The sequence below is a fragment of the Streptomyces sp. HPF1205 genome, assembly GCF_020400825.1.
Lineage (GTDB): Bacteria > Actinomycetota > Actinomycetes > Streptomycetales > Streptomycetaceae > Actinacidiphila.
This window is the reverse complement of sequence record NZ_JAINVH010000025.1, coordinates 75,703-102,125: the sequence shown is the minus strand read 5'-3', so window position 1 is coordinate 102,125 and position 26,423 is coordinate 75,703. Positions and strand designations below refer to the sequence as shown.

23 protein-coding genes are annotated in these 26,423 nt (G+C 73.0%); 12 read left to right on the top strand and 11 right to left on the bottom strand.

Features of this window, described 5'->3' with window-relative positions:
• Positions 1 to 208 precede the first annotated feature (208 nt).
• The gene (locus K7G61_RS25425; protein WP_225849291.1) at positions 209 to 1,105 is read right to left on the bottom strand and encodes a hypothetical protein; all 897 of its coding nucleotides are present in this window, start codon (positions 1,103 to 1,105) and stop codon (positions 209 to 211) included.
• 165 nt (positions 1,106 to 1,270) lie between these two features.
• Between K7G61_RS25425 and K7G61_RS25420 the strand changes: the two genes are divergently transcribed.
• The 5 genes from K7G61_RS25420 (at position 1,271) to K7G61_RS25400 (ending at position 5,651) form a co-directional block, all read left to right on the top strand.
• Positions 1,271 to 1,528 carry a hypothetical protein gene (locus K7G61_RS25420; protein WP_225849290.1) on the top strand — a complete coding sequence of 86 codons (258 nt, stop codon included), beginning with the start codon at positions 1,271 to 1,273 and terminating at the stop codon, positions 1,526 to 1,528.
• 196 nt (positions 1,529 to 1,724) lie between these two features.
• Positions 1,725 to 2,690, top strand: a complete 966-nt coding sequence (locus tag K7G61_RS25415; protein WP_225849289.1) for a metal ABC transporter solute-binding protein, Zn/Mn family — start codon at positions 1,725 to 1,727, stop codon at positions 2,688 to 2,690.
• A 209-nt stretch (positions 2,691 to 2,899) separates the two neighbouring features.
• A complete protein-coding gene (locus tag K7G61_RS25410; RefSeq protein ID WP_225849288.1) occupies positions 2,900 to 3,802 on the top strand; it encodes a metal ABC transporter ATP-binding protein in 903 nt (300 codons plus the stop codon).
• Positions 3,799 to 4,725, top strand: a complete 927-nt coding sequence (locus tag K7G61_RS25405) for a metal ABC transporter permease (RefSeq protein WP_225849287.1) — start codon at positions 3,799 to 3,801, stop codon at positions 4,723 to 4,725. Before K7G61_RS25410 ends, K7G61_RS25405 begins: the two co-directional genes overlap by 4 nt.
• 14 nt (positions 4,726 to 4,739) lie before the next feature.
• The gene (locus K7G61_RS25400) at positions 4,740 to 5,651 is read left to right on the top strand and encodes a metal ABC transporter permease (protein ID WP_225849286.1); all 912 of its coding nucleotides are present in this window, start codon (positions 4,740 to 4,742) and stop codon (positions 5,649 to 5,651) included.
• 11 nt (positions 5,652 to 5,662) lie between these two features.
• Here K7G61_RS25400 and K7G61_RS25395 read toward each other — a convergent pair whose 3' ends face one another.
• Positions 5,663 to 6,457, bottom strand: coding sequence for a FadR/GntR family transcriptional regulator (locus K7G61_RS25395; protein ID WP_225849285.1), 795 nt, complete (start codon positions 6,455 to 6,457; stop codon positions 5,663 to 5,665).
• A 214-nt stretch (positions 6,458 to 6,671) separates the two neighbouring features.
• Here K7G61_RS25395 and K7G61_RS25390 point away from each other — a divergent pair, with 214 nt between their 5' ends.
• The 3 genes from K7G61_RS25390 (at position 6,672) to K7G61_RS25380 (ending at position 11,106) form a co-directional block, all read left to right on the top strand.
• Positions 6,672 to 8,171 carry a sialate:H+ symport family MFS transporter gene (locus K7G61_RS25390; protein ID WP_225849284.1) on the top strand — a complete coding sequence of 500 codons (1,500 nt, stop codon included), beginning with the start codon at positions 6,672 to 6,674 and terminating at the stop codon, positions 8,169 to 8,171.
• A complete protein-coding gene (locus K7G61_RS25385; protein ID WP_225849283.1) occupies positions 8,171 to 9,139 on the top strand; it encodes a dihydrodipicolinate synthase family protein in 969 nt (322 codons plus the stop codon). The genes K7G61_RS25390 and K7G61_RS25385 overlap by 1 nt, the downstream gene beginning before the upstream one ends.
• Before the next feature lie 86 nt (positions 9,140 to 9,225).
• Positions 9,226 to 11,106, top strand: a complete 1,881-nt coding sequence (locus K7G61_RS25380) for a cholesterol oxidase substrate-binding domain-containing protein (protein ID WP_225849282.1) — start codon at positions 9,226 to 9,228, stop codon at positions 11,104 to 11,106.
• Positions 11,107 to 11,296: 190 nt separating this feature from the next.
• On the opposite strand, the gene K7G61_RS25375 is transcribed toward K7G61_RS25380, so the two are convergent.
• Together K7G61_RS25375 and K7G61_RS25370 are read right to left on the bottom strand one after the other, a co-directional pair.
• Positions 11,297 to 12,037 (bottom strand): N-acetylmuramoyl-L-alanine amidase, encoded by a 741-nt coding sequence (locus K7G61_RS25375; protein ID WP_225849281.1) that lies wholly within the window; start codon positions 12,035 to 12,037, stop codon positions 11,297 to 11,299.
• A gap of 114 nt (positions 12,038 to 12,151) precedes the next feature.
• On the bottom strand, positions 12,152 to 13,057 hold the full coding sequence (locus tag K7G61_RS25370) for a diiron oxygenase (RefSeq protein ID WP_225849280.1): 906 nt from the start codon (positions 13,055 to 13,057) through the stop codon (positions 12,152 to 12,154).
• A 258-nt stretch (positions 13,058 to 13,315) separates the two neighbouring features.
• Here K7G61_RS25370 and K7G61_RS25365 point away from each other — a divergent pair, with 258 nt between their 5' ends.
• Positions 13,316 to 14,515, top strand: coding sequence for a class I SAM-dependent methyltransferase (locus tag K7G61_RS25365; RefSeq protein WP_225849279.1), 1,200 nt, complete (start codon positions 13,316 to 13,318; stop codon positions 14,513 to 14,515).
• A gap of 82 nt (positions 14,516 to 14,597) precedes the next feature.
• On the opposite strand, the gene K7G61_RS25360 is transcribed toward K7G61_RS25365, so the two are convergent.
• Both K7G61_RS25360 and K7G61_RS25355 read right to left on the bottom strand, forming a co-directional pair.
• Positions 14,598 to 16,106, bottom strand: coding sequence for an LCP family protein (locus K7G61_RS25360; protein WP_225849313.1), 1,509 nt, complete (start codon positions 16,104 to 16,106; stop codon positions 14,598 to 14,600).
• Positions 16,107 to 17,074: 968 nt separating this feature from the next.
• A complete protein-coding gene (locus tag K7G61_RS25355) occupies positions 17,075 to 18,457 on the bottom strand; it encodes a serine/threonine-protein kinase (protein WP_225849312.1) in 1,383 nt (460 codons plus the stop codon).
• Between the two features lie 291 nt (positions 18,458 to 18,748).
• Between K7G61_RS25355 and K7G61_RS25350 the strand changes: the two genes are divergently transcribed.
• Entirely contained in the window at positions 18,749 to 19,171 is a 423-nt protein-coding gene (locus K7G61_RS25350) for an SsgA family sporulation/cell division regulator (protein ID WP_225849278.1), read from the top strand.
• Positions 19,172 to 19,261: 90 nt separating this feature from the next.
• On the opposite strand, the gene K7G61_RS25345 is transcribed toward K7G61_RS25350, so the two are convergent.
• Positions 19,262 to 19,528 carry a GlsB/YeaQ/YmgE family stress response membrane protein gene (locus K7G61_RS25345; RefSeq protein WP_225849277.1) on the bottom strand — a complete coding sequence of 89 codons (267 nt, stop codon included), beginning with the start codon at positions 19,526 to 19,528 and terminating at the stop codon, positions 19,262 to 19,264.
• A gap of 272 nt (positions 19,529 to 19,800) precedes the next feature.
• On the opposite strand from K7G61_RS25345, the gene K7G61_RS25340 reads away from it, so the two are divergent.
• Positions 19,801 to 20,535, top strand: coding sequence for a DUF4232 domain-containing protein (locus tag K7G61_RS25340; protein WP_225849276.1), 735 nt, complete (start codon positions 19,801 to 19,803; stop codon positions 20,533 to 20,535).
• Positions 20,536 to 20,777: 242 nt separating this feature from the next.
• On the opposite strand, the gene K7G61_RS25335 is transcribed toward K7G61_RS25340, so the two are convergent.
• The 3 genes from K7G61_RS25335 to K7G61_RS25325 all read right to left on the bottom strand — a co-directional run bounded on the left by K7G61_RS25335 (position 20,778) and on the right by K7G61_RS25325 (position 23,989).
• Complete coding sequence (locus K7G61_RS25335) at positions 20,778 to 21,578, bottom strand: thioredoxin domain-containing protein (protein ID WP_225849275.1); 801 nt, start codon at positions 21,576 to 21,578, stop codon at positions 20,778 to 20,780.
• A gap of 63 nt (positions 21,579 to 21,641) precedes the next feature.
• Entirely contained in the window at positions 21,642 to 22,322 is a 681-nt protein-coding gene (locus tag K7G61_RS25330; protein WP_225849274.1) for a hypothetical protein, read from the bottom strand.
• Between the two features lie 143 nt (positions 22,323 to 22,465).
• Positions 22,466 to 23,989 (bottom strand): hypothetical protein, encoded by a 1,524-nt coding sequence (locus tag K7G61_RS25325; RefSeq protein WP_225849273.1) that lies wholly within the window; start codon positions 23,987 to 23,989, stop codon positions 22,466 to 22,468.
• A gap of 241 nt (positions 23,990 to 24,230) precedes the next feature.
• Here K7G61_RS25325 and K7G61_RS25320 point away from each other — a divergent pair, with 241 nt between their 5' ends.
• The gene (locus tag K7G61_RS25320; protein WP_225849272.1) at positions 24,231 to 24,878 is read left to right on the top strand and encodes a cysteine hydrolase; all 648 of its coding nucleotides are present in this window, start codon (positions 24,231 to 24,233) and stop codon (positions 24,876 to 24,878) included.
• Between the two features lie 121 nt (positions 24,879 to 24,999).
• Here the strand turns inward: K7G61_RS25320 and K7G61_RS25315 are convergent, their stop codons facing one another.
• Entirely contained in the window at positions 25,000 to 25,809 is an 810-nt protein-coding gene (locus K7G61_RS25315; protein ID WP_225849271.1) for a LysM peptidoglycan-binding domain-containing protein, read from the bottom strand.
• Between the last annotated feature and the right edge of the window lie 614 nt (positions 25,810 to 26,423).

The window sequence follows — 26,423 nt, the reverse complement described above, 5'->3', positions numbered from 1 at the left end:
TCCTCGACCGGTCGTCCGGCGCCTTGGCCACCGGGTCCTTTCGACCCTGGCACGCCGCCGCGCCCACCGGGCGGCGCCATGCCGCATCCGGTCCGCGGCGCCACCCGGGAGCGGGCGGGGTGCGTGGCGTCTTCGCGCGGGCGGGGGCGCGGGTGCGGTTACGGGTGCGGGCGCGCGGGTGCGGGCGCGGTCATGGGCGCGGGCGCGATCACGGGTGCGGGTGCGGGTCGAAGCGGGACGACACCGCCTGTTCGAGGGTGCGGCCGGTCGCGTCGTCGTCCGGTTCGAGGAAGGCGTGGACGACGGCGAGAGCGACCGTACCCATCAGGGAGCGGCGGCGTTCGTGGTCGAGCACGGCTGCGCCCGGGTCGCCGATGGCGCGCAGGATCATGCCGTCGGTGGCCGCGGACAGCGCGTTGGCCAGGTCGTCGAGGGTGAGGCCGGGGCGCAGCCGGAGCCGGCGCTCGCGTATGACGTCGGCGTACACCGTCTTCCACGAGCCGACGTAGTCCTCGTACACGGCCGAGATGATCCGGGCCACCTCGTCGTCGCCCTCGGCGGCGGTCATCAGGGTCAGGCCCAGCCGGACGGAGGGGAGTCCGACGCCCTCGGCGGTGTGCCGGTAGGCGATGTCGTGGACGGCCTGTACGAAGTCGGGTCCGCGCACGAGCCGTTCGACATCGGCCTCCTGCTGCCTGCGGTAGCGCGGCCGGTAGTTCTCCCGCCAGACGGCGAAGGTGATCAGGTCGGTGACGAAGTCGGAGTGCGGGGTCCAGCGGTCGCGCAGCATCGAGACGCCGTTGCCGTGGCGGACGAACGGGTGCGGGTTGCGGGCGAACTCCTCGGCCACCCTGCGCTGCGAGAGCGAACCGAGCAGCAGCCGCTCGCTGTCGACGGGCCGCCGGCCGCCCGGGCCCAGATGGGTCACGAGCAGGCGCATGCCGGCGGCCAGGAAGGCCGCGGTGACCTTGTCGTTCGCGAGCCGCTCGCGGCCCCACCGGGTGCTGCGGTGGAGGTTGCGCAGCACCCCGGACAGATCCTGGTCGTACGGGAAGGGCAGGTCCCGCTTGCCCCGGGGACCTCGCGGCTCATCGGTGACGTCCATGCCGCGCATACTCCCCCGCGCGCCGCACGGCCGACAGGGGCGCGGCTGCGCGGAGTTCGGCGGTGCCGCCCGGCCCCGCGAGCGACTCCGCGCGGCCGCGGGGCAGCGCACCGGGCCGCCGCGGCGCTAGACCGTAACCTCCCGCACGTCCCGGAGAGGTGAGCGATGGTGCTCTTCATCGACCAGATCGACCAGATCGACCAGATCGACCAGATCGTCAAAATCGGCGAGATCGACACGGATGCCGCCGCGTGGGCGCTGTGCGCTCTCGCCGTCAGCGGCGCGCTGGTCCGGCTGGTCCTCGCGGGGCTCGCCGTGCACGCCGCGCGCAAAGCCCTGCGTTCCGGACCGGCCGACCGCGCGTACCGGCTCGCGGTCCTGCGCGCGCTGCTCCAAGGGCTGAGGGGGGTGAAGGGGCCGTGAGGCGGGGGCGCGCGCCTTCACGCCTCGGGTCCCCGCGCCCTCGTGGCCTCGTGGCCTCGTGGCCTCGTACGTTCGCCCACTCGCACGCTCATCCGTTCATTCGTTCATCCGCTCGCACGCAAAGAAGTAGTAACGATTTTCATATCCATAGGGGCGGGCGTGGAGGTGAAAGTCATTTTCAATTAGCGTAAGCCGCATGACCCGCGCCCCTCGCTTCCCCGCGTCCGCCGCAGCCGCGCCTCTCGCCGCCTCCGCCGCCCTGGCCGCCGTCGCCACCCTTGTGCTCAGCGGGTGCGCCACCTCCCCGGCCGCCGGGGACGGCAAGGCGTCGGGCGGCGCCACGAAGGTGATCCGGGTGGTGGCCGCGGAGAACTTCTGGGGGAGCGTCGCGAGTCAGCTCGGCGGCCGGCACGTCCAGGTCACCAGCGTCATCGACAACCCCGACGCCGACCCGCACGACTACGAGCCGACCGCCTCCGACGCCCGTGCGGTCGCGGCCGCGCGATACGTGATCGTCAACGGGGCCGGCTACGACACCTGGGCGGACAAGCTGCTGGCCGCCGACCCGGACGGCGGCCGCACCGAGCTCAAGGTCGGCGACCTGGTCGGGGTCGGGCCCGGCGGCAACCCCCACCGCTGGTACTCGCCCGCCGACGTCCACGCCGTCATCGAGCGCGTCACCGCCGACTACAAGAAGATCGACCCGGCGGACGCCGCCGACTTCGACGCCTTGAGGACGGCGTTCGAGACGAAGGCGCTGGGCCCGTACGACGGGCTCGTTTCCGCGATCAAGGCCGCTTACGGGGGCACACCCATAGGCGCGTCGGAGTCCGTTGTCGGTCCGCTCGCCGAGGGGCTGGGGCTGCGGGTGCTCACCCCGTACTCGTTCCTGACCGCGATCAGCGAGGGCACCGACCCCACCGCGCACGACAAGGCCGTCGCCGACCGGCAGATCACGGCCGGGCGCATCAAGGTCTACGTCTACAACAGCCAGAACGCGACGCCGGACGTGAAGCGGCAGGTGGACGAGGCCAAGGCGGCCGGCATCCCCGTCGCCACGGTCACCGAGACCCTCACCCCGGCGGGCGCCTCCTTCCAGGACTGGCAGGTACGCCAGCTCCAGGGCATCAAGCAGGCCCTCGACCGGGCCGCGGGCAAGTGACGGGACACCACGGGACCGTACGTGACGGGACGCGAAGAGGAGTGACGACAGTGACGGGAAGCAACACGGCCGCGGGAACCCTCCCCGGGCGCGGCTCGGAATCCGGGCGCGGCTCGGGACGCGGGGCCGGCTCAGGACGCGGGCGCGGCTCGGGACGCGGGACCGGCCAGGAGTCCGGGACCGGCTCAGGGTCCGGGGCCGTCGTCTCCTTGCGCGGCGCCTCCGTACGGGTCGCGGGCCGGGCGCTGTGGTCGGGCGTCGACCTGGACGTCGGAGCGGGCGAGTTCGTGGCGGTCCTCGGCCCGAACGGTGTCGGCAAGTCCACGCTGGTCAAGCTGCTGCTTGGGGTGCTGCCGCCGGCCGCCGGGGAGGTACGGGTGCTGGGCGGGGTGCCGGGAAGGGCCGGGGACCGGGTCGGCTATCTGCCGCAGCGGCGCAGCTTCGACGCCTCGTTGCGGCTGCGCGGCATCGACGTCGTACGGCTCGGGTGGGACGGCGACCGCTGGGGCCTGCCCGTGCCCTGGGCGGCCGGGCGCAAGGCCGCTCGCGACCGTATCGCCGAGGTCGTGGAGCTGGTGGGCGCGTCGGCGTACGCGCACCGGCCGATCGGGCAGTGCTCGGGCGGCGAGCAGCAGCGGCTGCTGATCGCGCAGGCCCTCGTACGCCGGCCCCGGCTGCTGCTCCTCGACGAACCGCTGGACAGCCTCGACCTGCCCAACCAGGCCGCCGTCGCCGCGCTCATCGGACGCGTATGCCGCGAGGAGGGCGTCACCGTGCTGATGGTCGCGCACGACGTCAACCCGATCCTGTCCCACCTCGACCGGGTGGTCTACCTCGCCGAGGGCGGCGCCGTCTCCGGCACCCCCGCCCAGGTGATCACCGGGCCGATCCTGTCGACGCTGTACGGGACGCCGATCGAGGTCCTGCGCACCTCCGACGGGCGCCTGGTGGTGGTCGGCCAGCCCGAGGCCCCGGCCCGTCACGCGGATCGGCACGCGGATCGTCAGGCGGCCCGTCACGCGGATCGGCACCCGGCCCGGCAATCCGGCGCCCTGGGCGCGGGCGGGAACCTGAGCGTGCGCGGCGGCTCCTCCTCCGGGGGGCCGGCGTGAGCGCGGTCGTGAGCGGGACGGGCGGGCTCGTGGCCGGAGCCGCGGCGGCGGGCCCCGTCTGGTCCTGGAACCTCGTGGACGACCTGCGGGACATGTGGTCGTACCCCTTCATGGTCAACGCCTTCCGGGCCGGCACGGTCGTGGCCGTCACGGCGGGCGTGGTCGGGTGGTTCATGGTGCTGCGGCGGCAGAGCTTCGCCGGGCACACCCTGGCCGTCGTCGGCTTCCCGGGCGCGGCCGGGGCGGTCCTGGTCGGGGTCGGCGCGACCTACGGCTACTTCGCGTTCTGCCTCGCCGCCGCCCTTGTGCTCGCCGCGGTCCCGCGCGCCGGGCGGGACGGCGGCATCGCGGAGTCGGCGCTCACCGGCACCGTCCAGGCCTTCCTGCTGGCCTGCGGCTTCCTGTTCACCGCGCTCTACAAGGGGCTGCTCGGCGGTACGACCTCGCTGCTGTTCGGCAGCTTCCTGGGCATCACCACCGCCCAGGTGTGGGTGCTGCTGGCGGTTGCGGCCGCGGTGCTCGCGCTGCTGGCGGCGATCGGGCGGCCGCTGCTGTTCGCCTCCGTCGACCCGGACGTCGCCGCCGGGCGCGGGGTGCCGCTGCGCCCGCTGTCCACCGCCTTCCTCGTCCTGCTGGGCGCGGCGGCCGCCGAGACCAGCCAGATCACCGGCACCCTGCTGGTCTTCGCCCTGCTGGTGATGCCCGCCGCCACCGCCCAGGCGCTGACCACGCGACCCGCCCGGGGCCTCGCGCTCTCCGTCGCGCTCGCGCTCCTGGTGACCTGGGCCGGCCTGACGGTGGCGTACTACTCGCCGTACCCGATCGGCTTCTATGTGACGACGTTCGCCTTCGGCGCCTATGCGGCGGCGCGTGCGGCAGCGGTCATACGGGGGCGTCAAGGGACGCGGGAGCGGGCGGCATGAGCGGGGTGGGTGGCGTGAGCGCAGGCATGGGAGGCGGTGGGGGAACGGGCGGCGGGGGGAGGCACGCGGTCGTCGTAATGGCCGCGCACGGCCCCTTCTCGCACCCCTTCTTCCAGCACGCCTTCCTCGCCGGTACGGCGATCGCGGCCGCCGCCGGCCTGATCGGCTACTTCATGGTGCTGCGCGCCCAGGTGTTCACGGGGGACGCGCTCAGCCACGTCGCCTTCACCGGCGCTCTGGCCGCCTTCGCGCTGGGCGTCGACCCCCGGATCGGGCTGTACGGGGGGACCGTCGCGGTGGCCGTCCTACTCGGCGCCCTCGGGCGGCGCGGGCGGGCCGACGACGTCGCCATCGGGAGCGTCTTCTCCTGGATCCTCGGGCTCGGCGTCTTCTTCCTGACCCTCTACACCACCTCGCGCAGCGCGGGGAACGGCGGCGCGGGAGTGGGTGTGCTGTTCGGCTCCGTCTTCGGGCTGTCCGGCGCGCAGGCGCTGACCGCGGCGCTGGTGGGGGCGGGCATCTGCGGCGCCGTCCTGGCCGTGGCCCGGCCGCTGCTGTTCGCCTCGGTGGACGAGTCGGTGGCGGCGGCGCGCGGGGTTCCGGTGCGGCTGCTGGGCTTCGTCTTCCTCGCGCTGGCGGGGGCGTGCGCGGCCGAGTCCACCCAGGCGGTCGGCGCGCTGCTCGTCCTCGGCCTGCTCGCCGCCCCGGCGGGCGCGGCCCAGCGGCTGACCGCCCGGCCCCACCTCGCCCTCGGCCTGTCCGCCGGCCTCGCGGTCGGCGCGATGTGGGCCGGTCTCGCCCTGAGCTATGCCGTGCCGCGCGTGCCGCCGAGCTTCGCCATTGTGGCGACGGCGACGGCGGTCTACGCGGCGACGTACCTGCCATGGCCGACCGGGCGGAACGGGCGGAACGGGCGGCCGGGGTAGGGCCGGCCGGGTCAGGGCCGGCCGGCTGTACTGACCGGGCCCGCTGCCCGCGGCGCCTCGGGCGCCGGGCCGGCGGCCTTCGCGGACCACTGGTCGATACGGGCGGTGACGTCGGCGAAGTGCTCGGCGAGCTCGGCCGCGGCGGCTTCCGGGTCGTGCGAGAGCAGGGCGTCGAGGATCCGGCGGTGCTGGCGGACGACCTGCTCGTGGTCGGTGCGCGGCTTGCCCAGTTCGCTCTCCAGTTGGCGGTAGACACCCCAGAAGAGGGCGATCAGTTCGAGCGCGAGGGTGTTGCCGAGGGGCTCGTAGAGCAGTTCGTGGAAGCGGCGGTCGTGGCCGGCCCGGCCCTCGTCGCCGCCTTCCGCCAGCGCTTCCAGCTCGGCCTCCAGCCGGCCCAGGGCGACGGGCGGCAGTTCCACGGCCGAGCGCCGGATCAGGCCGCTCTCCAGCAGGGCGCGCACCTCCACGATGTCGCGCAGCGCCCGGTGGTCGTCGCGCCGGACCGCCAGACGGGTGTGGAACAGCAGGTTCTGCGCCAGGGAGTCCAGTTGCGCCGTGCCGACGTAGGTCCCGTAACCGTGGCGGACGTCCACGATGCCGAGGGCCTGCAGGGCCTTGAGGCCCTCGCGTACCGAGTTGCGGCTCACGGCGAGCGTGCGCATGAGCTCGGGCTCGGTGGGCAGCGCCTCGCCCGGGCCGAGGTCGAGTTCCACGATCAGGTCGACGATCTGGTCCTGGACGGTGGGGCGCCGGGTACGGCCCGGGTCGGCGGTGGCCGGAGCGAGGGGCTTGCGCTGCGGTGGCATGACGCCTAGGTTACCGCCATGCGTAGGACGTGGGACGTCCTACGTCCTACATCCTGGCCACACGCGGAAATCAGCATTTCAAACCCTACGTGGGACGTCCTACGTTCACCCACACAGACGATGTGACTCGTGAGACGTCCCACGTCCTGCCTCCCACCCTTCCCTTCCCCTCACGTACCCCCTCCGCCAACCCCCGCTCCCGAGGATGCGAGCCATGAGTTCTTCCGCCGCCGCCCCGCCGCAACCGAGCAGACGTTCGGAACTCGCCGCCCAGGACTGGAAGGCGTTCTCCGCCGCCTGGCTGGGCTACGCCATGGACGGCTTCGACTTCGTCCTGATCACCCTCGTCCTGACCGAGATCGCGAAGGACTTCCACCTGTCCACGGTCCGGGCGGCGACGCTGGTGTCCGCCGCCTTCGTCTCGCGCTGGTTCGGCGGCCTGGCCATCGGCGCCCTCGGCGACCGGCTGGGCCGACGCCCCGCGATGGTGCTGAGCATCGCCCTCTACGCGGTCGGCTCGGTGCTGTGCGGCTTCTCCTGGGACTACTGGTCGCTGTTCGCCTTCCGTATGGTCGTCGGGCTCGGCATGGCGGGCGAGTACAGCGCGAGCGCCACCTATGTCATCGAGAGCTGGCCGCACCGGCTGCGCAACACCGCCAGCGGCATGCTGCTGTCCGGCTACCCGCTGGGCAGCGTCCTGGCGGCCAAGACGTACGCCTGGGTGGTGCCGCACAGCAGCTGGCGGGTGCTGTTCTGGATCGGCGTCCTTCCCGTGGTCGTCGCCGTCTACCTGCGCCGGCGGCTGCCAGAGGCCGCCGAGTGGCAACGGGCCGAGGCGGCGGGCGAGACGCGGCTCAGCGCCACCGGCCTGCTGTTCTCCGGGCGCCGCAAGAGCTGGAACCTGCCGATCTGCGCGGCGGCCGCCGTCGCACTCCTTGTGGTGCTGCGCGGCCAGTCCACCGCCGTCACCTTGCTGCTGGTCGCCTTGGTCACGGCCTGCTTCGTCGCCTTGACGGTGCAGTTCGCCGGCCGCCTGTGGCCGGTCGTCGTCGCCCTGATGGTCACCGTCTTCTGCGCGTTCCTGTACTCCTGGCCGTTGCAGTCGCTGCTGCCGACGTACCTGAAGACCGACCTGCACTACGACCCCGGCCAGGTCTCCGACGCCTTGCTGTACGCCGGTTTCGGCTACGCGGTCGGATCGGTCGCAGTCGGCTGGCTCGGCGACCGGTTCGGGACGCGGCGCGGATACGTCGCCATGCTCGTCGCCTCCCTGGCGTTCGTGTACCCGGTGTTCGTGCTCGGCAAGGGCCACGCCGTCGCCCTGTGGGTGCTGCTGTTCCTGCTGGTGGGCACGAGTTCCGGAGCCTCGGGCGTACTGCCCGCCTATGTGAGCTCGCACTATCCGCTGCGGATGCGCGCCGCGGCCCTCGGCTTCAGTTACAACGTCGGCGCGCTCGGCGGCGCCGCCGCGCCCGTGCTCGGCGTGAAGATCGCCAAGCCGCTCGGCCTGGGCACCTCCATCGCCGTCCTCGCCCTCGCCCTAACCGCCGTGGTGGTGCTGCTGGTCGGCTTCGACGTACCCGCGCGGCTGCAGCGCATGGCCGACGCCAGGCGTCCGCTACCGGCGCCCGGCGGCGCGGACGGGGCCGTCACCGGCCCGGCCGGCACCGCGGCCGGTCCCCGTTCCAACCCCCCGACAAGTGAGAAGGTCTGATGTTCCACGGAGTCGTCCCGCCCCTGTGCACACCGCTGACGGAGGACGGGGAGGTGGACACCTCGTCGCTGCGGCGGCTGGCCGCCTTCCAACTGGATGCGGGGGTGCACGGCCTGTTCGTCGGCGGGTCCACCGGGGAGGTGGCCCAGTTGACGGACGCGGCCCGCGACACCGCGCTGCGTACGGTCGTCGAGGTCGCCGAGGGCCGGGTTCCGGTGCTGGCCGGCGTGATCGACACCGGCACCCTCAGGGTCCTGGAGCACGCCCGGCGGGCCCAAGCGCTGGGTGCCGACGCGGTCGTGGTCACCGCGCCCTTCTACGTGGGCGTCGGCGACGCCGAGGTGCGCGCCCACTACGAGGCGCTGCACGCCGCCCTCGACCTTCCGCTGGTCGCGTACGACATCCCCGCCAACACCGGCTACAAGCTGCCGCACGCGCTGGTCGCAGCCCTGGCGCGGGAGGGCGTGATCGCCGCCGTCAAGGACTCCTCGGGCGACCTGGAGTCCTTCCAGCGGGTCATGGACGGGGCGGCGGGCACGGGGGTGGCGTGCCTGACCGGTTCCGAGACCCTCGCCGACCTGGCGATGGCGCGCGGCGCGGACGGCATCGTGCCCGGCCTGGGCAACGTCGACCCGCACGGTTACGTGCGCCTGTACGAGGCCGCGCGCGCAGGGGACTTCGCGTCGGCCGGGTCCGAACAGCGGCGGCTCGCCGACCTGTTCGCGCGCCTCATCGGCATCCCCGACCGGAACCGGGTCGGCCGGATCTCCGCCGCGCTGGGCGCGTTCAAGGCCGCCTTGTACGTACGCGGGGTGATCGGGCACCCGCGCACGCAGGCCCCGCTGCTCCCGCTGACCGAGGGCGAGACGCGGGCCGTCGCGGACCTGCTGGCCGAGGCCGGTCTGGACCGGGTCAAGCCCCCGGTTTCGATCACTCGTTCGAGTGGGGAATCGGTCGGACGCTCGTGAACTGGCCGGGGCCGGGGTAGCTTCGAAATGTCCGGGGCAGGCCGGGCACCGGAGTTGGCGGAATGTGGCGGACGGGGGGTCCGGAGATGAGGGACACGGGAGCGGGCGCGGGCGGCGGTTCGGGCACGGGTGCGCGCGGCGGGCGTGAACTGTGGTCGCGCAGGCGCCTGCTGGCCACGTCGGCGGGCGCGGGCGGGGCGGTGTGGCTGCTGCGGGGGCTGGCCGGGCCGGACGGCGCGCGGGCGAGCGCGGGACCGCCGGACTTCCCGGCCGGAGTCGAGCTGTACCAGCGGGTGTACGAGAACTGGGCGGGCGAGATCCGCACCGACGCGCTGTGGACCTGCGCGCCGCGCACCCCGCAGGAAGTCCTCGACGTCGTCAACTGGGCCCACGGCGCGGGCTGGCGGGCGCGGGCCCAGGGCATGCGGCACGGCTGGGCGCCGCTGACCGTCGCCGCCGGGACACCGGCCGACGCCCAGGTGGTCCTGGTGGACACCACCACGTATCTGACCGGCATGTCGGTGGCCGAGCGGTCGGCCGACGGCTCCGCGGCGATACGGGTCCAGGCGGGCGCCTCGCTGGAATCGCTGCTGGCCTTCGCCGGCGCCGGCGGCTACGGGGTGACGGCCGCGCCCGCGCCGGGCGACCTTTCGGTGGGCGGCGCCTTGGCGATCGGCGCGCACGGCACGGCGGTCCCCGCCCTGGGCGAGACCCCGGAGCCGGGCCAGGGCTACGGCTCACTGAGCAACCTGGTCACGGAACTCACCGCCGTGGTCTGGGACGACGCCTCCGGCCGCTACGTCCTGCGCACGCTGGGGCGGGCCGAGCCCGACTGCGACGCTCTGCTGACGCACCTGGGACGGGCGTTCGTCACCGAGGCCGTGCTGCGGGTCGGCCCGGACGCGAACCTGCGGTGCGTGTCCTATGTGGACATCCCGGCGTCCGAACTCTTCGCCGCACCGGACGGGGACTCGCCGGGCGGGACCGCGGGCGGGCGGAGGTTCGCGGACTTCGTGGACGACAGCGGACGGGCGGAGGCGATCTGGTTCGCCTTCACCGACGTGCCGTGGCTGAAGGTGTGGAGCCGGAGCCCTGAACGGCCGGTCGGTTCGCGGGAGGTCGACCAGCCCTACAACTACCCGTTCTCCGACAACCTCCCGGAGCCGGTGGCGCGTCTGGCCGGCGACCTGGTGTCCGGAGCGTGGGCGAGCGCTCCGCTGTTCGGACAGGTGCAGTACCTGATGGCGAAGGTCGCGCTGACCGGCGACATCACCGACGTCCTGCTGTCCGGGACGGCGGTCCGCGACATCCTGACCGCCGACGTCCTCACCCATCTCCTGGCGGGCGGGCTGCGGTCCGACCTGTGGGGGGCGTCGCGGAACCTGCTGGAGTACGTGCGGCCCACAACCTTGCGGGAGACCGCCAACGGGTACGCCGTGCTCACCCGCCGGGCCGACCTGCAATGGGTCGTCAGCACCTTCACCGACGCCTACCGCGGCCTGCTCGACCAGTACGCGGCGCGCGGGGAGTACCCGGTCAACGGCCAGGTGGAGATCCGCGTCACCGGCGTCGAGGACCCGGCCGTGTGCGGTGTGCCCGGCGCCCGGCCGCCGTTGCTGTCGGCGCTGCGGCCGCGTGTCGACCGGCCGGACTTCGACACGGCGGTCTGGTTCGACATCCTCTCGCTGCCCGGCACCCCGGCGCTCGACCGCTTCTACCGGGACATCGAGCAGTTCCTGTTCACGACGCTGGACGGCGACCGGTCCGCGGTCCGCGTCGAGTGGTCGAAGGGCTGGGCGTACACCGACGCCGCCGCCTGGTCCGATCCCGACGTCCTCGGCCGCCTCATACCGGCGGCCCTGCGGGCCGGCGGAGGCCCCGGCTGGGACGAGGCGGTCACCACTCTGGACCGCTTGGACCCGCACCGCGTGCTGTCGACGCCCTTCCTGGACGGCCTGTTGAGCTGACGGGGCCGGCTCGGAGCCCTCGACGGCGGCCGGGCAGCGGCGGCCGGGGGCGCCTGGCCCTGGGGAAGCAGCCGGGCGCCGGGCGCGGGGCGGCTTGGGGGGCCGGGCAGCGGCGGCCGGGGGTGCCAGCGGGGGCGGCCGGTGGGTGCCGCCAGGGGCGGGCCGGTGGGCGCCGGGCGGGGACGCGGGCTCAGCGCCGAACGGTCGCGGCCTGGCGGAGGTGGGCGGCGGTCCGGCGGATCCAGGGGAGGGCGGCGTAGAGGGTGTCGCCGGGGCAGTCGGTCTCGTAGACGTCGCGGTGGCCGGATATGGCGGCGAGTTCGACGGCGGTGCCCTTGGGGAAGCGGCTGCGGTCGTTGCTGGAGACCAGGCGGACCTTGCCGAGCGGGTCGACGGAGGGGGCCAGCTTCCAGGCGGCTATGGCGGCGATCGCCCGCAGCATCGGCAGCGGCACCGGCTGGCCCCGGCCGAAGGTGCCGAGGGCGGCGATCCCGACCGTGCCGGCGTTGAAGCCCTCGGAGTGTGCTCCCCGGACCGCGCGGTCCACGCCGCCCCCGCGCCCCTCGTAAATGGTGCCGCAGCGGTCGACCACGAAGTTGTAGCCGAGGTCGTCCCAGCCCAGGGCGATGTGGCGCTGTTCCATGGCGAGCAGCATGGCGGGAACGTCCGTGCGGCAGTCGTAGGTGTTGGGGTTGTCGGTGTGGTGGAGGAAGACCGCGCGGACGGAGGTGTCGTAGACCGGGCGGTCCTGGACGGCGTGCTCGTCGGCGTGCCAGGCACCGCGGCCCACGATCACCGGCCGCAGGGCCGCCAAGTCCAGCGTCGCCCGGCCGGGCCGCGGCGCCCCGGTCTGCCGCTGCGGAGTCGAGCAGCTCACGAGAAGGACCAAGGACAGTGCCGACGCCGCGGTCCTGGCCCTGTGCGCCCACATGGCTCCAGCCTGCGCCCGCGGGACCGGCCCGGCCCTCCATGCACCGCCGTACGGGTGAACAGGGCCGGCCGGGCCGGCCCGGACGAGCCTGGTGGGCCGGGGAGGGTGGGCTCGTCAGGGCATCAGGCCGGCCCGGCGCCACCAGTGGTGCTGGGCGCGGGTGATCATGCCGGCCTCGGTGAGGAAGGACACCAGCTTCTCGCCGCTCCACAGCATGGACTCGCGGAAGCGGGGGTTGCGCCGGGCCTGGCGGCGGGCTTCGGCGGGGTCGGGGCACAGACCGTCGTAGACGGAAGGGTGGAGCAGCGCGCGCAGCGCCATGCAGGCGCCGAAGCCGGTCAGTTCGCGGTGGTAGGCCAGGCGGCGGCGGGAGGCGCGGCGCACCGCGTCGTGGATCTCGGCGCGGGCGAAGCTCACATGGCGGGCCTCTTCGGTGACGTGGATCCGGCAGATCTCGCGGATCAGCGGCTGGACCCGCTCGTCGCGCACCGTCTCGCGCTGCAGCCGGATGAGGACCTCCTCGATGACCAGGATCAGCGAGAAGGTGGTCAGGTCCTGGAAGGTGGGGCTGAACAGGGAGAAAAGCCGCCGGAGATGGGGTGGCGGCCCGTACATCGGGCAGCCCATCTCGCGCAGCAGGCGGCCGAACATGATGAGGTGCCGGGTCTCGTCACCGATCTCGGTCAGGGCGTAGTGCGTGCGCGGGTCCCGGATGTCGCGCGCCTCCAGGTAGCCGGCGAACATCCGGATCGTGCACAGCTCGAACCAGGTGCTCATGCCGACGTGGCTGCCCATTTCGCGGCGTGACAGTTCGACGCGGCGCTCCGCGTCCATGGTCTCCCACACCGGTGTGCCGTACAGCGAGAGCCGTTCCGGCTGCAGGTACCAGGCACCTTCGGGCCGGGGCGCGGCCCAGTCGACGTCGGCCGCGGGGTCGTAGGAGTGCGACGCCGAGGCATGCAGCAGGCGGCGGGCGACGGCCGCCGGGGACTGGGGCTGCACCAGGGTGCGGTCGGTCATCGGTGACATGGCTCCTTCACGTGCGCGCGCTCAAGCCCGCGCGCCGGTACGTGGGTGTGTTTCCGTGTACGCCGAACGGCCGTTGGGCCGGGCTGGTTTGGGCGGTTACCGCCCGGGCAATGGTAACACAAAGTGACCGCGCAACTCGTTCGCGTAACAACCCGCCGGATGCCCATGGCGGTTCCCGACCGTGACGAAGTGATCACCCGATCGTTGTGAAGATCGTTTCCAGTCCCGTTGTGCCAGAAAGCCCCGCTCATGGATGCCGTACGCGCCTCGACCGCGACCGCCGGCCCCGACCCGGCCGCCCCGCCCGCCCCTTCCGCGCCCGATCCGGCCGCGCCGTCGCCGCCCGCCCGGCCGCCCGGCGGTTCCGAGCGGCTGACCGCCTTCGTTCGCGACTACTGCCGGTTGCTGCCCGCGATCGAGCACGTGGAGCCGCACCAAGCACTCACGACCCTCGCCGACTTCCTGGTGCGGGACTTCCCCGCCGCCGTGCGTCACGCCCTGGACGCGGGCCTGGCCGAGCCGGAGATCGTCGCCGCCCTCGCGCCGCTGCGGGCGGTGGTGTCGCGCTCGGACCTGGTGCGCCGCGCCCAGGAGCAACCCCGCGGCCTCCCCGGGGACTTCGAGATGATCGAGTACATCCTGGCCCGCAAGGTCACCGGCCGGCCGGGCACGTTCGGGCGGCTCTTCGACGAGTACCTGCAGCACTCGGTGGTGGCCCAGCAGCACCACAACAAGATCGCCCACCAGGCCGCCCTCATCGAGGCGGCGCTGACGGAGGGGCGTTCGGCGGTGGGCGGGTACTGGCACGGGCCGCCCCGGCGGATCCTGCTCATCGCCTCCGGCGGCGCCGCCGACCTGCGCAGGGTCGACCCCGGACTGCCGGCGCCCGGCGACCGGTTCGTGCTCAACGACATGGACCCCGAGGCCCTGGCCCACGCCATGGCCACGCTGCCGGCGCGTACCGCCGCGCACGTCACCACCGTCCAGGGCAACGCCCTGCGCAAGGCGGCGGAGTTGGCGTCCGAGGGGCCGTACGACCTGGTACTGGCCGGCGGCCTCTTCGACTACCTGGAGGAACGCCCGGCCCGCGCCCTGGTCAGGACGGTCATGCAGCGCCTGTGCCGCCCCGGCGGGACCTTCTACTTCTCCAACATCGCCACGGGCAACCCCTTCGCCGTCGCCATGAAGTACGGCGCGAGCTGGCCGCTCATCGAGCGTGAGGAGGCGGATGTGGAGGAGGTCGTCGGCGACGCGGCCAGCCACCTCGTGGCGGACCTGGACATCCGCCGGGACCCCACCGGTCTCACCCTGCTCACCCGGATCCGCCGCGCCCCCGACCCTACCCCCGCCGCCCCCGGCTCCGTCGCCGGTTCCGGCTCCGCCCCCGACCCCGCCCGCGTCCCGGGCCCCGCCCCCGCGCCCGGCCCCGAGACGGCCGAAAGGGGGTGAGATCCGGTACGGAGGTGACCGGTCGTTGAAGCGCCGGGGTCCCGCTCAACCGGCGGAACCCGCTCGATCACCGGGCACGCGCTCAGGCGTCGGAGTCCCGCCTACCGGGGGCGGCCGCGTACGCCTGGGTCGGGGTCATCGGGACGCCGTTGATCTGGACGGTCTTGTAGCGGCTGACCTTGGCGCACTTGCCGGTCTCGTCGGCGGTCTCGGCGTGGGAGTTGTTCAGGGCCACCTTGGTGTCGGCGGGCGCGGGCTTGCCGCCGCCGCCGGGGAAGGTGGCGCCGCTCTGCCAGTCGGAACCGATCACCAGGGTCAGTCCGGCCGTGGTGCCCTGCTTGAGGTGGGAGGAGGCGAGGCCCAGCGCGCGGGCGGCCGTCTGGGCCTCGCCCTTCTCGCCGGGACCGTACGTCAAGGTCGTGGTCGGAACGGGGGCCGGCGCGTTGGCGGTGCTGGTGGCGGGGTTGAAGCCCTGGTTGATCAGCCCGGTGGCGACGGTGGAGGCTCGCCCGGGGAGGCCGGTGCCGTTCTCGACCTTCACGGTGACCTGCGATGCGGGTACGGGGGGCGTGGTCGGGGCGCCGGTGGCCGAGGCGGCCGCGGACTTGCCGCCCGACACGGTCGTCAGCGACTGGTCGGCGGCGATGGTCTGGAACAGTGTCCGGGCGCCGGGCCCGATCACCACCCGGTCCGGGTTGGTCGGGTCGGCCGCGGTCTGCATGGTGGTGAACGTGATGCGCTTGGACGGCACCTTGTCCAGGTCACCGGCGAGGCCGATGAGTTTCTTGACGGTGCCCAGGCCGGTGTCCACGGTCAGCGCCTTGGTCGCGGCGTCGGCGAGGTGGTAGACGGCCACCGGGTTCGTCAGGGTCCCGGCGGACTTGAGCTTGCGGATCAGCGAACTGAGGTAGATGTGCTGGGCGTAGGTGCGGCCCAGGTCGCTGCCGTCGCCGAAGCCGTGCCGCGAGCGCAGGAACTCCAGCGCCGCCACGCCCTTGAGGGTGTGGCTGCCGGCCGACAGCTTCAGGTGGGAGTAGGTGTCGTACACGTTGGCGTCCACGCACACCCCCACACCGCCGACCGCGTCGGACATCCTCACCACACCGGAGAAGTCGACCTGGATGAAGTGGTCGATGGGGATGCCGGTGAGCTGATGGACGGTGGCGACCTGGCATGCCTGCCCGTAGCTCAGCGCACTGTTGATCTGGCCGTGGTAACCGGCCGTCCTCGCGCCGTTCTTGGGGTTGGTGCAGGCGGGGATGTCGGTGATGGTGTCGCGCGGGATGCTCATCACGGTGGCGTTGGAGCGGTCGGCCGATATGTGCACGACCATCTCCACGTCGGCGTTCTGGCCGGTCTGCACGCCCGTCCTGGAGCAGCCGCCGCCGAGCTTGCAGTCCTCGGCGCTGGTACGGCCGTCGCTGCCCATCACCAGGATGTTGATGGGGGTGCGGCCGAAGGCGTCGGCCTTCTCGGTGCCGCCCGCGTTCTTCCCGGTGGGGTCCTTCAGCGAGACGCTGGTGATGTTGCCGTTGAGGTGCTGGTAGAGCCAGTAGCCGGCGCCCGCGGTGACCAGCAGCAGGACCGACATGGTGATGCCGGTGATCTTCAGGACCCGCCGTATTCGACTGCGCGGCGGCTTGGCCGCCCGCCTGCCGCCGTGCCGCCCCACCGGCCCGTTCTGCCGGGAACGTGCCGCGGCCCGCGCCGCCGCCCGGCCACCGGGAGCGGACGGAGCACCGGCCTCGTCCCCGGCACCGGCATCCGCGTCGGTGCCGCTGCCGCTGCCGCTGCCGGTATCGGTGCCGCCGCCTTCGCCCGCGGTGCCGCCGTCGGCGTGGTCCGGGTCGCCGTACGAGGGGTCACGGTAGTCGGTGTCCTGGTACGGGCCGTTTCCGTACGGATTGTTCCCGTAGGGGCCGCCGTTGTACGGGGGCGCTTCCTCGCGGGGGCGGGGGAAGGCACCGGGCGGGCCGCCCTGCACGGGGCCGTAACCGGGACCGGGATGAGGGCCGGGGCCGTAACCGGGACCGGGGCCGGGGCCGGGGCCGTAACCGGCGTCGTGCGCGGCCGCGCGAGGCCACGGCGGCACAGGCGCCTGGCCGTAGGGCGCCTGCCCGTACCGCGGGTCGCTCATCTCCCACTCCCTCGCCGCCGTGCGGCCGTTGGTCGGGTCGCCGCCGGATACGGTGGGTGAAGCGGTGGCTCCACCCTCCTCGCCCCTTGCGCAGTCACGCAAGGATAGGTCATCGCCCTGTGCGCCCCCAGGGCCGTGGGACCGCGGGGACGACAGGGGCAGGCGGGGACCGGGTGCCGGTGACCGTCAGCCGATGACGACATAGACGTAGACGAAAAGCGGCCCCCGCGGGTTCCTCACAGATGCACGCACCCTTCGACGCGACCACCGACACCCCCTGGACGGACCGGCCGCCGGCGCGCACATACGGGTTCCGGACCGCCCCCACGTGTCGAGGGTCACCGTCCTCTCCCGCCTGCCGCCCCGCGGTACGGGCGGGCCGGGCCTGCCCGACGGCCCGACGCGCCTCGCGGCCGACCGCCTCAGCCGTGGTGACCCTTCGGGCCGGCGCCGGGGCCGGGGCCGTGTGCGGGACCGGAATCCTTGCCGTGGTGAGGCCCCTTCACGGGCGGCGGGGGCGCGGGATGCGCCGAGGCGGCCGGTCCGCTCGCGGGACGCGCCGCAGCGGTCGCCGAGGAGGAGGCCGTGAGGACCGGGGTCGCCGGAGCCGGCGTCGGCGAGGAGGCGCCGCCGTGGGAGCCCGCCGTTGCGGCGACCACGGCCGCCACCGTGAAAGCGGCCGCGCCCGCCGCCACGACCAGGACCGTACGCCGGGAGACCCGCGGGCCGCGGCCCCGGGCCGGTCCGCGGCCGGCGGTTCGCCGGTTCGGCGCGGACCCGTCCGGCACCGGCGCGAGCGGCGGTACGGGCGACGACACGGCCGAGGCCGACGACGCGGGCGGCAACACCGGCGGCGATACCGGCGGCAGTAAGAGCGGCTGTACGGGCATCACCGCGGTCGGCGCCGGGTCGTCCGGCAGCCGGGGAGGCGAAGCCGCCGGGCCACCGGCCACCACCGCCCTGCCGGTCGAGGCCGCCGGGCCGGACGAAGTCGCCGGCTCCTCCAGCCGCGTGGCGAGTTCCTGTGCCGTGGGGCGGGCCGCCGGATCCTTGGCCATCAGGTGGGGCAGGAGGTCGGCCAGGGCGGCGGGTATGCCCGGGCGGAGGCGGCCGGGCGGGACCGGGGTGGCCTGGACGTGCTGGTGGGCGACGGCGGCGGCGGTACCGCCCCCGAACGGGGGCCGGCCGGTGAGCATCTCGTACAGCACGCAGCCCAGCGAGTACACGTCGGACGCGGGGACGGCCGGGGCGCCGAGGGCGCGTTCGGGGGCGAGGTAGGCGCTGGAGCCCATGACATGGCCGGTCGCGGTCAGCGCGGGCGACGCCTCGTCGATGAGGCGGGCGATCCCGAAGTCGGCGATCTTCACGGTGCCGTCGGCGGCCAGCATCAGGTTGCCGGGCTTGATGTCGCGGTGGACCACCGACTGGCCGTGCGCGGCGGCCAGCCCGCGGGCGGTCTGGGCCGCGATGCCGGCCGCCCGGTCCGGGTCGAGGGGGCCGTACCCGGCCAGCTCCTCCGACAGGCTGTGCCCGTCGACGAGTTCCATCACCAGGTACGGGCGTCCGTCGTGCGCGCCGAAGTCGTACGCCGCGACCAGGTTGGGGTGGTTCAGCCGAGCCGCCGCGCGCGCTTCGAGCCGGAACCGCTCGGTCAGGTCCGGATCGTCCTCAATGGCCAGCACCTTGACCGCCACCGGCCGGCCGAGTGTCGTGTCCACCCCGCGCCAGACGGCTCCCATGCCGCCGCGCGCCAGCCGCTCCTCCAGCCGGTATCTGCCCGCGACCAGCGCGCTCGCGCCCATCATCACCACGTAAGTCCCCCACCGTTCCCACGGATTGGAGCGGATCCATCGCCCCAAGCGTCACATGGGGCACGACTTCGTCGTTCACCGGGTGGAGCGTCCGCCGGCCGTCCGCCACTCGACGCCAGGGGCGACGGGCCGGCGCCCTTGAGGGCCGGGTGCCCGTCCCCGGGCGTACGACACCTCCGCGACACGCGGACGAGGCGGCAGTAAACCGCATAGCGGACACCGGCGTTTACCGTTCCGGCCTCGGGCTACACGGACCGGGGCGACGGCGGCGGAAGAGGTGGCGGTATGGGACAGCGGCCCTGCGGAGAACCGGTCCGGGTGCGTACGGCGGGAGCCCTCGCCTTGCCGGGCGACGAAGTCGCCCTGATCACGGCCGAACTGGTGTACCGGCCGGGCGACCCCCTCGCGGCGAACCTGCTGCTCACCGGCCCCGAGGGCGCGGAGGTCGGCTGGACCTTCGCCTGGGACCTCCTCGAACGCGGCCTGGCCGGGCCCGCGGGTCAGGGCGACCTGCGGGTACGCCCGTCCGACGGGCCCATCCCATGCGTCGAGATCTCCCTGACCACGTCGTTCTCGGCGTGTATCCGCCTGTCGGCGGCGGACGTCGGGGCCTTCGTCACGGCGGTCCGCGCCCGCGCGCCCCACGACACCGTGGGGATCGCCCGCGACCTCGACCAGGAACTCGCCGTGATCATGGCAAATTCCTGAGAGTCCCGCAGGACCCGAGGGTCCCGCACGACCCGAGAGCCCTGCAGGACCCGAGAGCCCTGCAGGACCTGACGAGGCGGTGGCCGGGGTTCAGCGGCGGGAATCGCCGAAGAAGATGCGGTAACCGATCAGCAGCACGAGCGCGCCGCCGATGGCCGCGAGCCACGTCTTGGGGTCGTAGAAGTGGTGGGCGACCGGGTGGTGCAGGAAGCGGTTGGAGATCCAGCCGCCCAGGAACGCGCCCGCGACGCCTATGAGGGTGGTGCCGACCAGGCCGCCGGGGTCGCGGCCCGGCAGCAGGATCTTCGCGATCGCCCCGGCGAGCAGCCCGAGGACGATCCAGCCGACTATGCCCATGAGTCCCTCCGTACTCCTGTCGTGGGACCTTTCACCGGCAGGGACGCCAGTGGGCGGGCGCACGGTTGCGGCGGCCGTACGGTGGCGACGCCCGCCGGCCCGCGCGACGCCCGCCGCCCGCCCGGTGCCCGCGCCCGGCAACGAATGTTCTGGCCCTGACGGGGGTTTGTCCCTGCCCTGTAACGCCAGGTGACAGCGGTCGCGGAGGCGGGCAAGGATCTTTTGTGCCGCCATCGGTGCCACAGGCGCCGCAGACGAAAGAGGTAGCCCCCATGCTCGCCAGGACCGCTCGCCGCGCGCTTCCGGCCGTCGCCCTCGTCACCGTCGGCCTGGCCGCGATGGCCGCCTGCGGGCCCGCCGACTCGTCGTCCTCGGGGACGTCCACGTCCGCCTCCACGTCCGGTTCCACGTCCGCCTCTTCGACTCCGGCCACGTCCGCGGCCTCCTCCTCGGCCGCCACGGGCGGCAGCGGCTCCACCGGCTCCACGAGTTCCACGGGCTCCACGGGCTCCACAGGTACGACCGGCTCCTCGTCCTCCGGCGGAACGACCGCCGGTTCGCCCCGCGCGGCCGGCGGGTCGTCGGTCCCGGCGTGCGCGACCAGCCGGCTCAGGACCACCGTGGAGAGCGCCGGGGCGGGCGCCGGGCACGCCGACTACCAACTGGTCTTCCAGAACACGGGTACGGCCCCGTGCAGCCTGAAGGGCTACCCCGGCGTCTCCTTCGTCAAGATCCACGACATCCAGTTGGGCAAGGCCGCCTCGCGTGCGCCGGGCCCGGTCACGGTCGTCACGCTGATCCCGAACGCCCACGCCTACGCATCATTGCGGACCGTCAACGGCCAGGGCGGCTACACCGCCGCCCAGTGCGGGCTGACGACCGTGCCGACCCTGCGCGTCTACCCGCCGAACCAGACCGAGTCGACCCAGATCCCGTGGAACACCCAGGAATGCGTCGGGTCCGGCGTGCAGAACCTGGAGGTCGGCCCGGTCCACGCCAACCGCTGATACCGCGTACCCCCGCCCGCCCCCGAGGCCGCTCCCGGGCGAGTGAGCCGAAGGGGGCGCCGGTGTCGAAAGGGAGGCACGCACAGGAAGCGACGAAGGAGCGACCGAGCATGCCGACCGTCGACACCGGACCCAAGCCCCCGGAGGCGAACCGAGCCAAAAAACGAGCGACCGAGCATGCCGACCGTCGACACCGGACCCAAGCCCCCGGAGGCGAACCGAGCCAAATAAAGCCCGCCCGCCTACTTCACCAGCCCGGCCTGGATCTCGGCCATCACCGTCGCCTGCGGCTGGCCGATGACGGTGATGTCCTTGCCGTTGAGCTTGACCGTCGGGGTGCCGGTGACGCCCGGCGCCTTGTTGAAGGTGTCGCTCATGGTCAGGGCCCACTTGTCGAACGTGCCCTTGCGCACCGCGTCGGAGAACTTGGCGTTGTTCTTCAGCGCCGGCACCTGCTGGGCGAGCTGGATCAGCTTGTCGGCGTCGTTGAACTCGTCCTTGGTCTCCTCCGGGTGGACCTTCTTGGAGTACAGCAGCGTGTGGTACTGCTCGAAGGCGTCGACGGACACGTTCAGGGCCGCGGCCAGCGCGCTCAGCGCCTTCTTCGAGCCGTTGCCGCCCTCGCGGTCGTCCAGGAAGGTGCCGAAGGTGTACGAGATCTTGTACTTGCCGTCCTTGGCGCCCTGCAGCACCGCCGCGCCCGCCTCCTGCTCGTAGGCGGCGCAGACGGGGCAGCGCATGTCCTCGTACTCCTGCAGGGTGTTCTTGTTGCCCGGGTCGCCGACGATCACCGTGGTGCCGTTGGTGCCCGTCGTGTTGGCCGGCTTGACCAGCGGCTTCTTGGCGGCGTCCGACCAGTACGACGGCTTGTTCATCTGGTTGACGGCGACCGCGACGCCCGCGGCGATGCCCAGCAGGGCCACGACCCCGCCGGCCACGACGAGCTGGCGGCGGGTCTTGGCGCGCTTGACCTCCTTCTCCCGCTCGATGCGCAGGCGCTCGCGGGCGGCGGCCTTGCTCGTCTTGCTGTTCCTTGTGCTCATGAGGTCACTCCGTGGTGTGTACGCGTAAAAGGGGGGGACTGCGCCTCGTGCTCGCGCCGCGGGTCAGGCGGCGACGGGCGCGGGCGGTCCCCGGCGTACGACGGAGTGCTGGAGGGGTTCGGCGGACGGCCTGTCCGCCGCGGTGGTGCCGGGCCGCCCGCGCCGGCGCGGTGCGAGCCCGTCGGGGTCGAGCGGCGCCGCGATCACCAGCAGCAGCGGCCGGAACGCGGCGGCGACCACGGCCCGCAGCACCTGGTGCAGCGCGGCCTCACCGCGCCGCAGCCACCAGGACGCGCACAGGCCGACCGCCACGTGCACGGCGAGCAGCAGCCATGGCAGCGCCTCGGACGGCATCGGCGGACCGGCGGCGCCGGCCGGGATCGCCGGGAGGGCGCCGGGCCCGCCGTGCGAGCCGCCGCAGACGATCGCCTCGTGCAGCGAGCGCCACGATCCCGTGACGGGGCCGCCCGAGGGGCCGTAACAGGCCTGCTGGCCGCTGGTGAACAGGGTGTCGACGAGCAGTTCCAGCGGGATCATCAGCCCGGCGATGGCCGAGAAGCTCCGCTCGCCCCGCCCGGCCAGCAGGTAGGCGAGGGCGAAGACGGCGGCGAACGCGCAGGCCACCGCGGCCAGCGGCAGCGGCTTGCGGGCCAGCAGGACGTGCGAGGTGGAGGACAAGGTGACACACAGCGCGGCGAAGAGGGCGGCACGCAGTGCCCTCAGCCGCGGTCGTATCTCCTCCATGGCGTCGAGTGTGCCATGGAGGCGGGCGCCAGGGACCCCCGGGAAACGTGCAATCCCCGGCGCCCGCGGGCGCCGGGGATTGCACGGCGGGCGCCGCGGGGGCGCTCAGCCCACCGCGCAGGCGTCAGCCCACCGCGCAGGCGTCAGCCCACCGCGTAGGCGTTCACGACCGTCGTCGTGGCGGTGTCGCCGTAGGCGTCCGTCACCTCGGAACGCAGCGAGACCGCGCCGGAACGGGGATCGTGGACGACCGCCTTCCAGGCCGATCCGGAGTGCGAGACCTGGACGGTGTGCCAGGTCCTGCCGCCGTCCGTCGAGGCCCAGGCCTGCACCTTCTTCACCGAGTCCGACAGCTGGCGCACCTGGCCGTCCTGCGGCCGGCTGCGCTGCAGGCCCAGGTCCACGGTGGTGGTGGCGCCCGGCTTCGCCTGGTTGCGCACGTTCAGCGCCTCCGGCCAGAAGCGGGTCAGGTAGCCCCTGATCTGCTGGACCTTGGACGGGTCGGCGTAGAAGTGCAGGAGCAGCGACGACTTCGGCGACAGGGCGCTCGCGGGCATCGCGTGCGTGTGCGTGGCCGACTCGCTCAGCGTGTACCAGCCGGCGCCGGGCAGCTTGGTCTCCAGGGTGGAGAACATGTCGATCGTCCTGGACACGACCGTCCGGCCGGACTTCGTCAGCTTGTAGGCGACGCGGGCGTCGGAGTAGTCCGGGAGTTCGGGGTCGGCGAACATGGTGGTGGTGTTGAGGTAGATGTTGCCGCCGTCCCAGGTGTACGGCAGCTGCCCGCCCGGCCCCCAGACGGCGTGGCCGATCACCGTCTTGTAGTGCCTGCCCTTGCCGTACTGGTGCCAGGTGCCGGCGATGAAGTCCTGGGCGTCCTGCGAGATCTCCCAGGACCCGGCGGACACGTGGGCGGTGAAGCCGAAGGGCAGGGTGTCCTCGACGCCGAGGTTCTCGATTCCCCACTCGCAGCTGTCGCCGCTGTCCGAATCGAGCTGGACGAGGGCCTGGCCCGTCTGCGGGCCGCTGCGCGCGGTGACCGCGATCGAGGCCAGCGTGGAGCGGTGGAAGGTGGCCGAAACGCCGCGTGGCACGCCCTTGCCGTACTCGGCGACGACCGAGTAGTGGTCCCCGCCGGCGGTGCGGGGCGTCCAACTGGCCCCGTAGGCCAGCTTGATGCCGGCGATCCCCGAGGGGATCACGTACATGTGGCCGGGATCCGCATAGGCGTCGATCTCCCCGGGGGTGTCACCGACGCATATGTCGGCCCGCAACTGCTGGTCGTAGCCGCTGCTCGGCAGGGCGGGGGTCAGCGCCTCCCGCACCGGGCGCCCGCCGCGGGCGTCGAATCCCACCTTCACCGAGCCGGAGGACACGGTCACGTGCCGGGCGCCGAGCGTGTCGGTGCCGTCCTTGGTGTTCCAGATGTCCGCGACGACGTCGTAACCGCCGGCCGGGACCTTCACCGCCTTGCCGGTGGTCAGCGTGTAGACGCCGAGCGTCTTGAGGTTGACGGCCCGCGCCTGGCCGGCCACGGCCTTGCCGTCCCGCCCCACCATCGCGAGCGTCAGCGACCCGCCGCCGCTGGCGGCGGCGGACCCCGCGTTCGCCAGCAGCAGCGGTGTCAGGACGGCGGTCGCGCCGACGAGCGCGTAAATGCGTCGCACTTTCAGTAACCCCCCAAACATGCGAAGAAAAGCGAGCGATGCTAGCACGCGCCCGGCCGGCGGACGGGCGGCGGACGGCCCGCGGACGGGCGGCGGCGGGGGTGGGGGCGGGAGTCGAAGCGGGAATTGGGGCGGGAGTTGGGGCGGGAGTGGGGCGGGGGCGCGCCCGCTCGCCGTGCTCATGGCGCGCGTTCCGCGTGTGGCCGGGCGGCGCGGGCACGCAGGGGGTAGCGTCCCGCTCGTGGATGAGCGATACGGACTCGGCGTTCCGCGGACCCTGGCAGAGGCGTGCGACCCCAAGCGCACCGCGCTGCTCGTCTACGACATGCAGGTCGGTGTCCTGGCGCAGATCGGCGACGGCGAGCGTGTCCTCGGCAAGGTGGCCGAGGTGGTGGCAGCGGCCCGCGCGGCCGGTGTCCGCACCTTCTTCCTGCGCCATGTGACGCTGCCCACCGAGCTGATGGGCGCCTCCCAGCTGCGGATGTGGCGGGCCTGGCAGCGGGTCGAACGGGCGGCGGACGTGGTCTCGCCCTTCCCGCCGGACGCCGAGCACACGAGCATCGTCCCTGAGCTGCGACCCACCGCCGCGGAAGCGGTGGTGGACAAGATCACCATGTCGGCGTTCGAGGGCACCTGGCTCGACATCGCGCTGCGCGACTGCGGCATCACGACGGTGGCCGTCGTCGGCGTCGCCCTGGAGATCGGTATCGAGCCGACCGTCCGTCACGCGGCGGACCTCGGATACGTACCCGTCCTCGTCACGGACGCCTGCGGCGCGGGCGACCGGCGTGCGGCGGAGCGCTCCGTGGAGGCCCTGCGTTTCGCGGGCGACACCCTGCTGACGACGGCCGACGAGTTCCGCGCGGCCTTGTCCGTGTCCGGGACCTGAGGCGGAAACAGCGGGGTTCCCCAAGCCGATTGCCGGCATGGGGAACCCCGCTGAGAACCCTGGAATTCGGGTGTTGTTCCGCACCGTCACCCGACGGAATCGGAATTGATGATCCCGCGGATCAGTAGGGGCCGTTCACGTTGTCGATCGAACCGTACACGTGGTAGGCGTAGTTGCACGCTGCGGTGATGTTCGCGACCGGGTCGTAGATGTTGAACGACGTGCCCGCAACGTGGTAGGCGTTGAACGTCGGCTGGATCACCTGCAGCAGGCCGATGGAGGGGTGGCCGGCGGCGGCGTTGGAGTCCCACAGGTTGATGGCGTTCGGGTTGCCGGAGGACTCCCGCATCACATTGCGGTAGATGCCGTTGTAGCTGCCCGGGATGCCGTGCTGCTTCATGATCGCCAGCGAGTGGTTGATCCACCCGGTCAGGTTGTTCGGGTAGCTCTGGGAGCCGGCGGTCGCGGTGCCGGTACCGGTCGAGGTGGTCGCCGAGGCGGGGACGGCCTTCACGGTCGACGTCGAGGCGGCGGTCGCCGGCTTGGCGGCGGGCGCGGCCGGGGCGGTGGTGGACGTGTGGTGCCACCAGGTCGGCAGCCGCAGGACCTGGCCCGGGTAAATGGTGTACGGGCGGGAGATCTTGTTGATCCGCGCGATGGCGTGCCAGCCGCCGGGCACCTTGTGGGCCCGGGCGATGCCGATGAGGGTGTCGCCGGCCTTGACGGTGTACGGCGTGGTGTGCGCTGTGTGCCAGGTGTGCGACGCGGTCGTGGAGGCGGTCGTGGCCGTGGCCGGCGCCGCGGTGGCGGCGTGGGCCGTTCCGGTCACGATGCCGCCGCACGTCAGGGCGGCGAAGGTGCCGACGACGACGGCGCCACGCGTGGAGATCAGTCGTGTCTTCTTCGGGCGGTTGAAGGCATGCTTGGGCATGGTGCGGACCTCGTTCCAAGGGTGTACATGCGCGCAGTCGCCGGCCCCCCTTGTCTTTCCGGCCCGCATTTCGTTTAGCGGTGCGCTGCGGCGAGCACATTGTTAGCAGCCGGAATTTCACGGGACAATTACCCATTGTTCTAAGCAGGCTAGTATCCGGATGGTCACAGGGTGTTTCCGGCCCGGAATTCGGCCCTTTCGACGGTCCGGTTACGCACTACCGGGCTTCGTAGGTGATTTACGTCCTATGTCGCGCATCACGCCCGGGGCCAGGAATGGGGAACGGGCGGTGAGATCACGTATGCGGCTGGTGCATACCGGCGCCGGATCCGATAACCGCCTCAACAATGCCTTACGACCCTTAAGGCTCTATTTATTCCGTATGACTTCAAAACGGACATAAGCTGCGAATGCCCTCGCCCGGCACCGCCCCGTCCGCCGTCGACCCGGAAACGCAAAGCACAGGAAAGTCCCCTTTTATGGGACGAACACGCGATTAAGTCACGAATCACACCATCAGCGGACATCGAGGACTTCCACCGGCGGGAAACCACTGTGCGTGGACCGGCGACCGCGCCGGTCCGGTGACAGCGAGGGGGACCGACGTCCCGAGC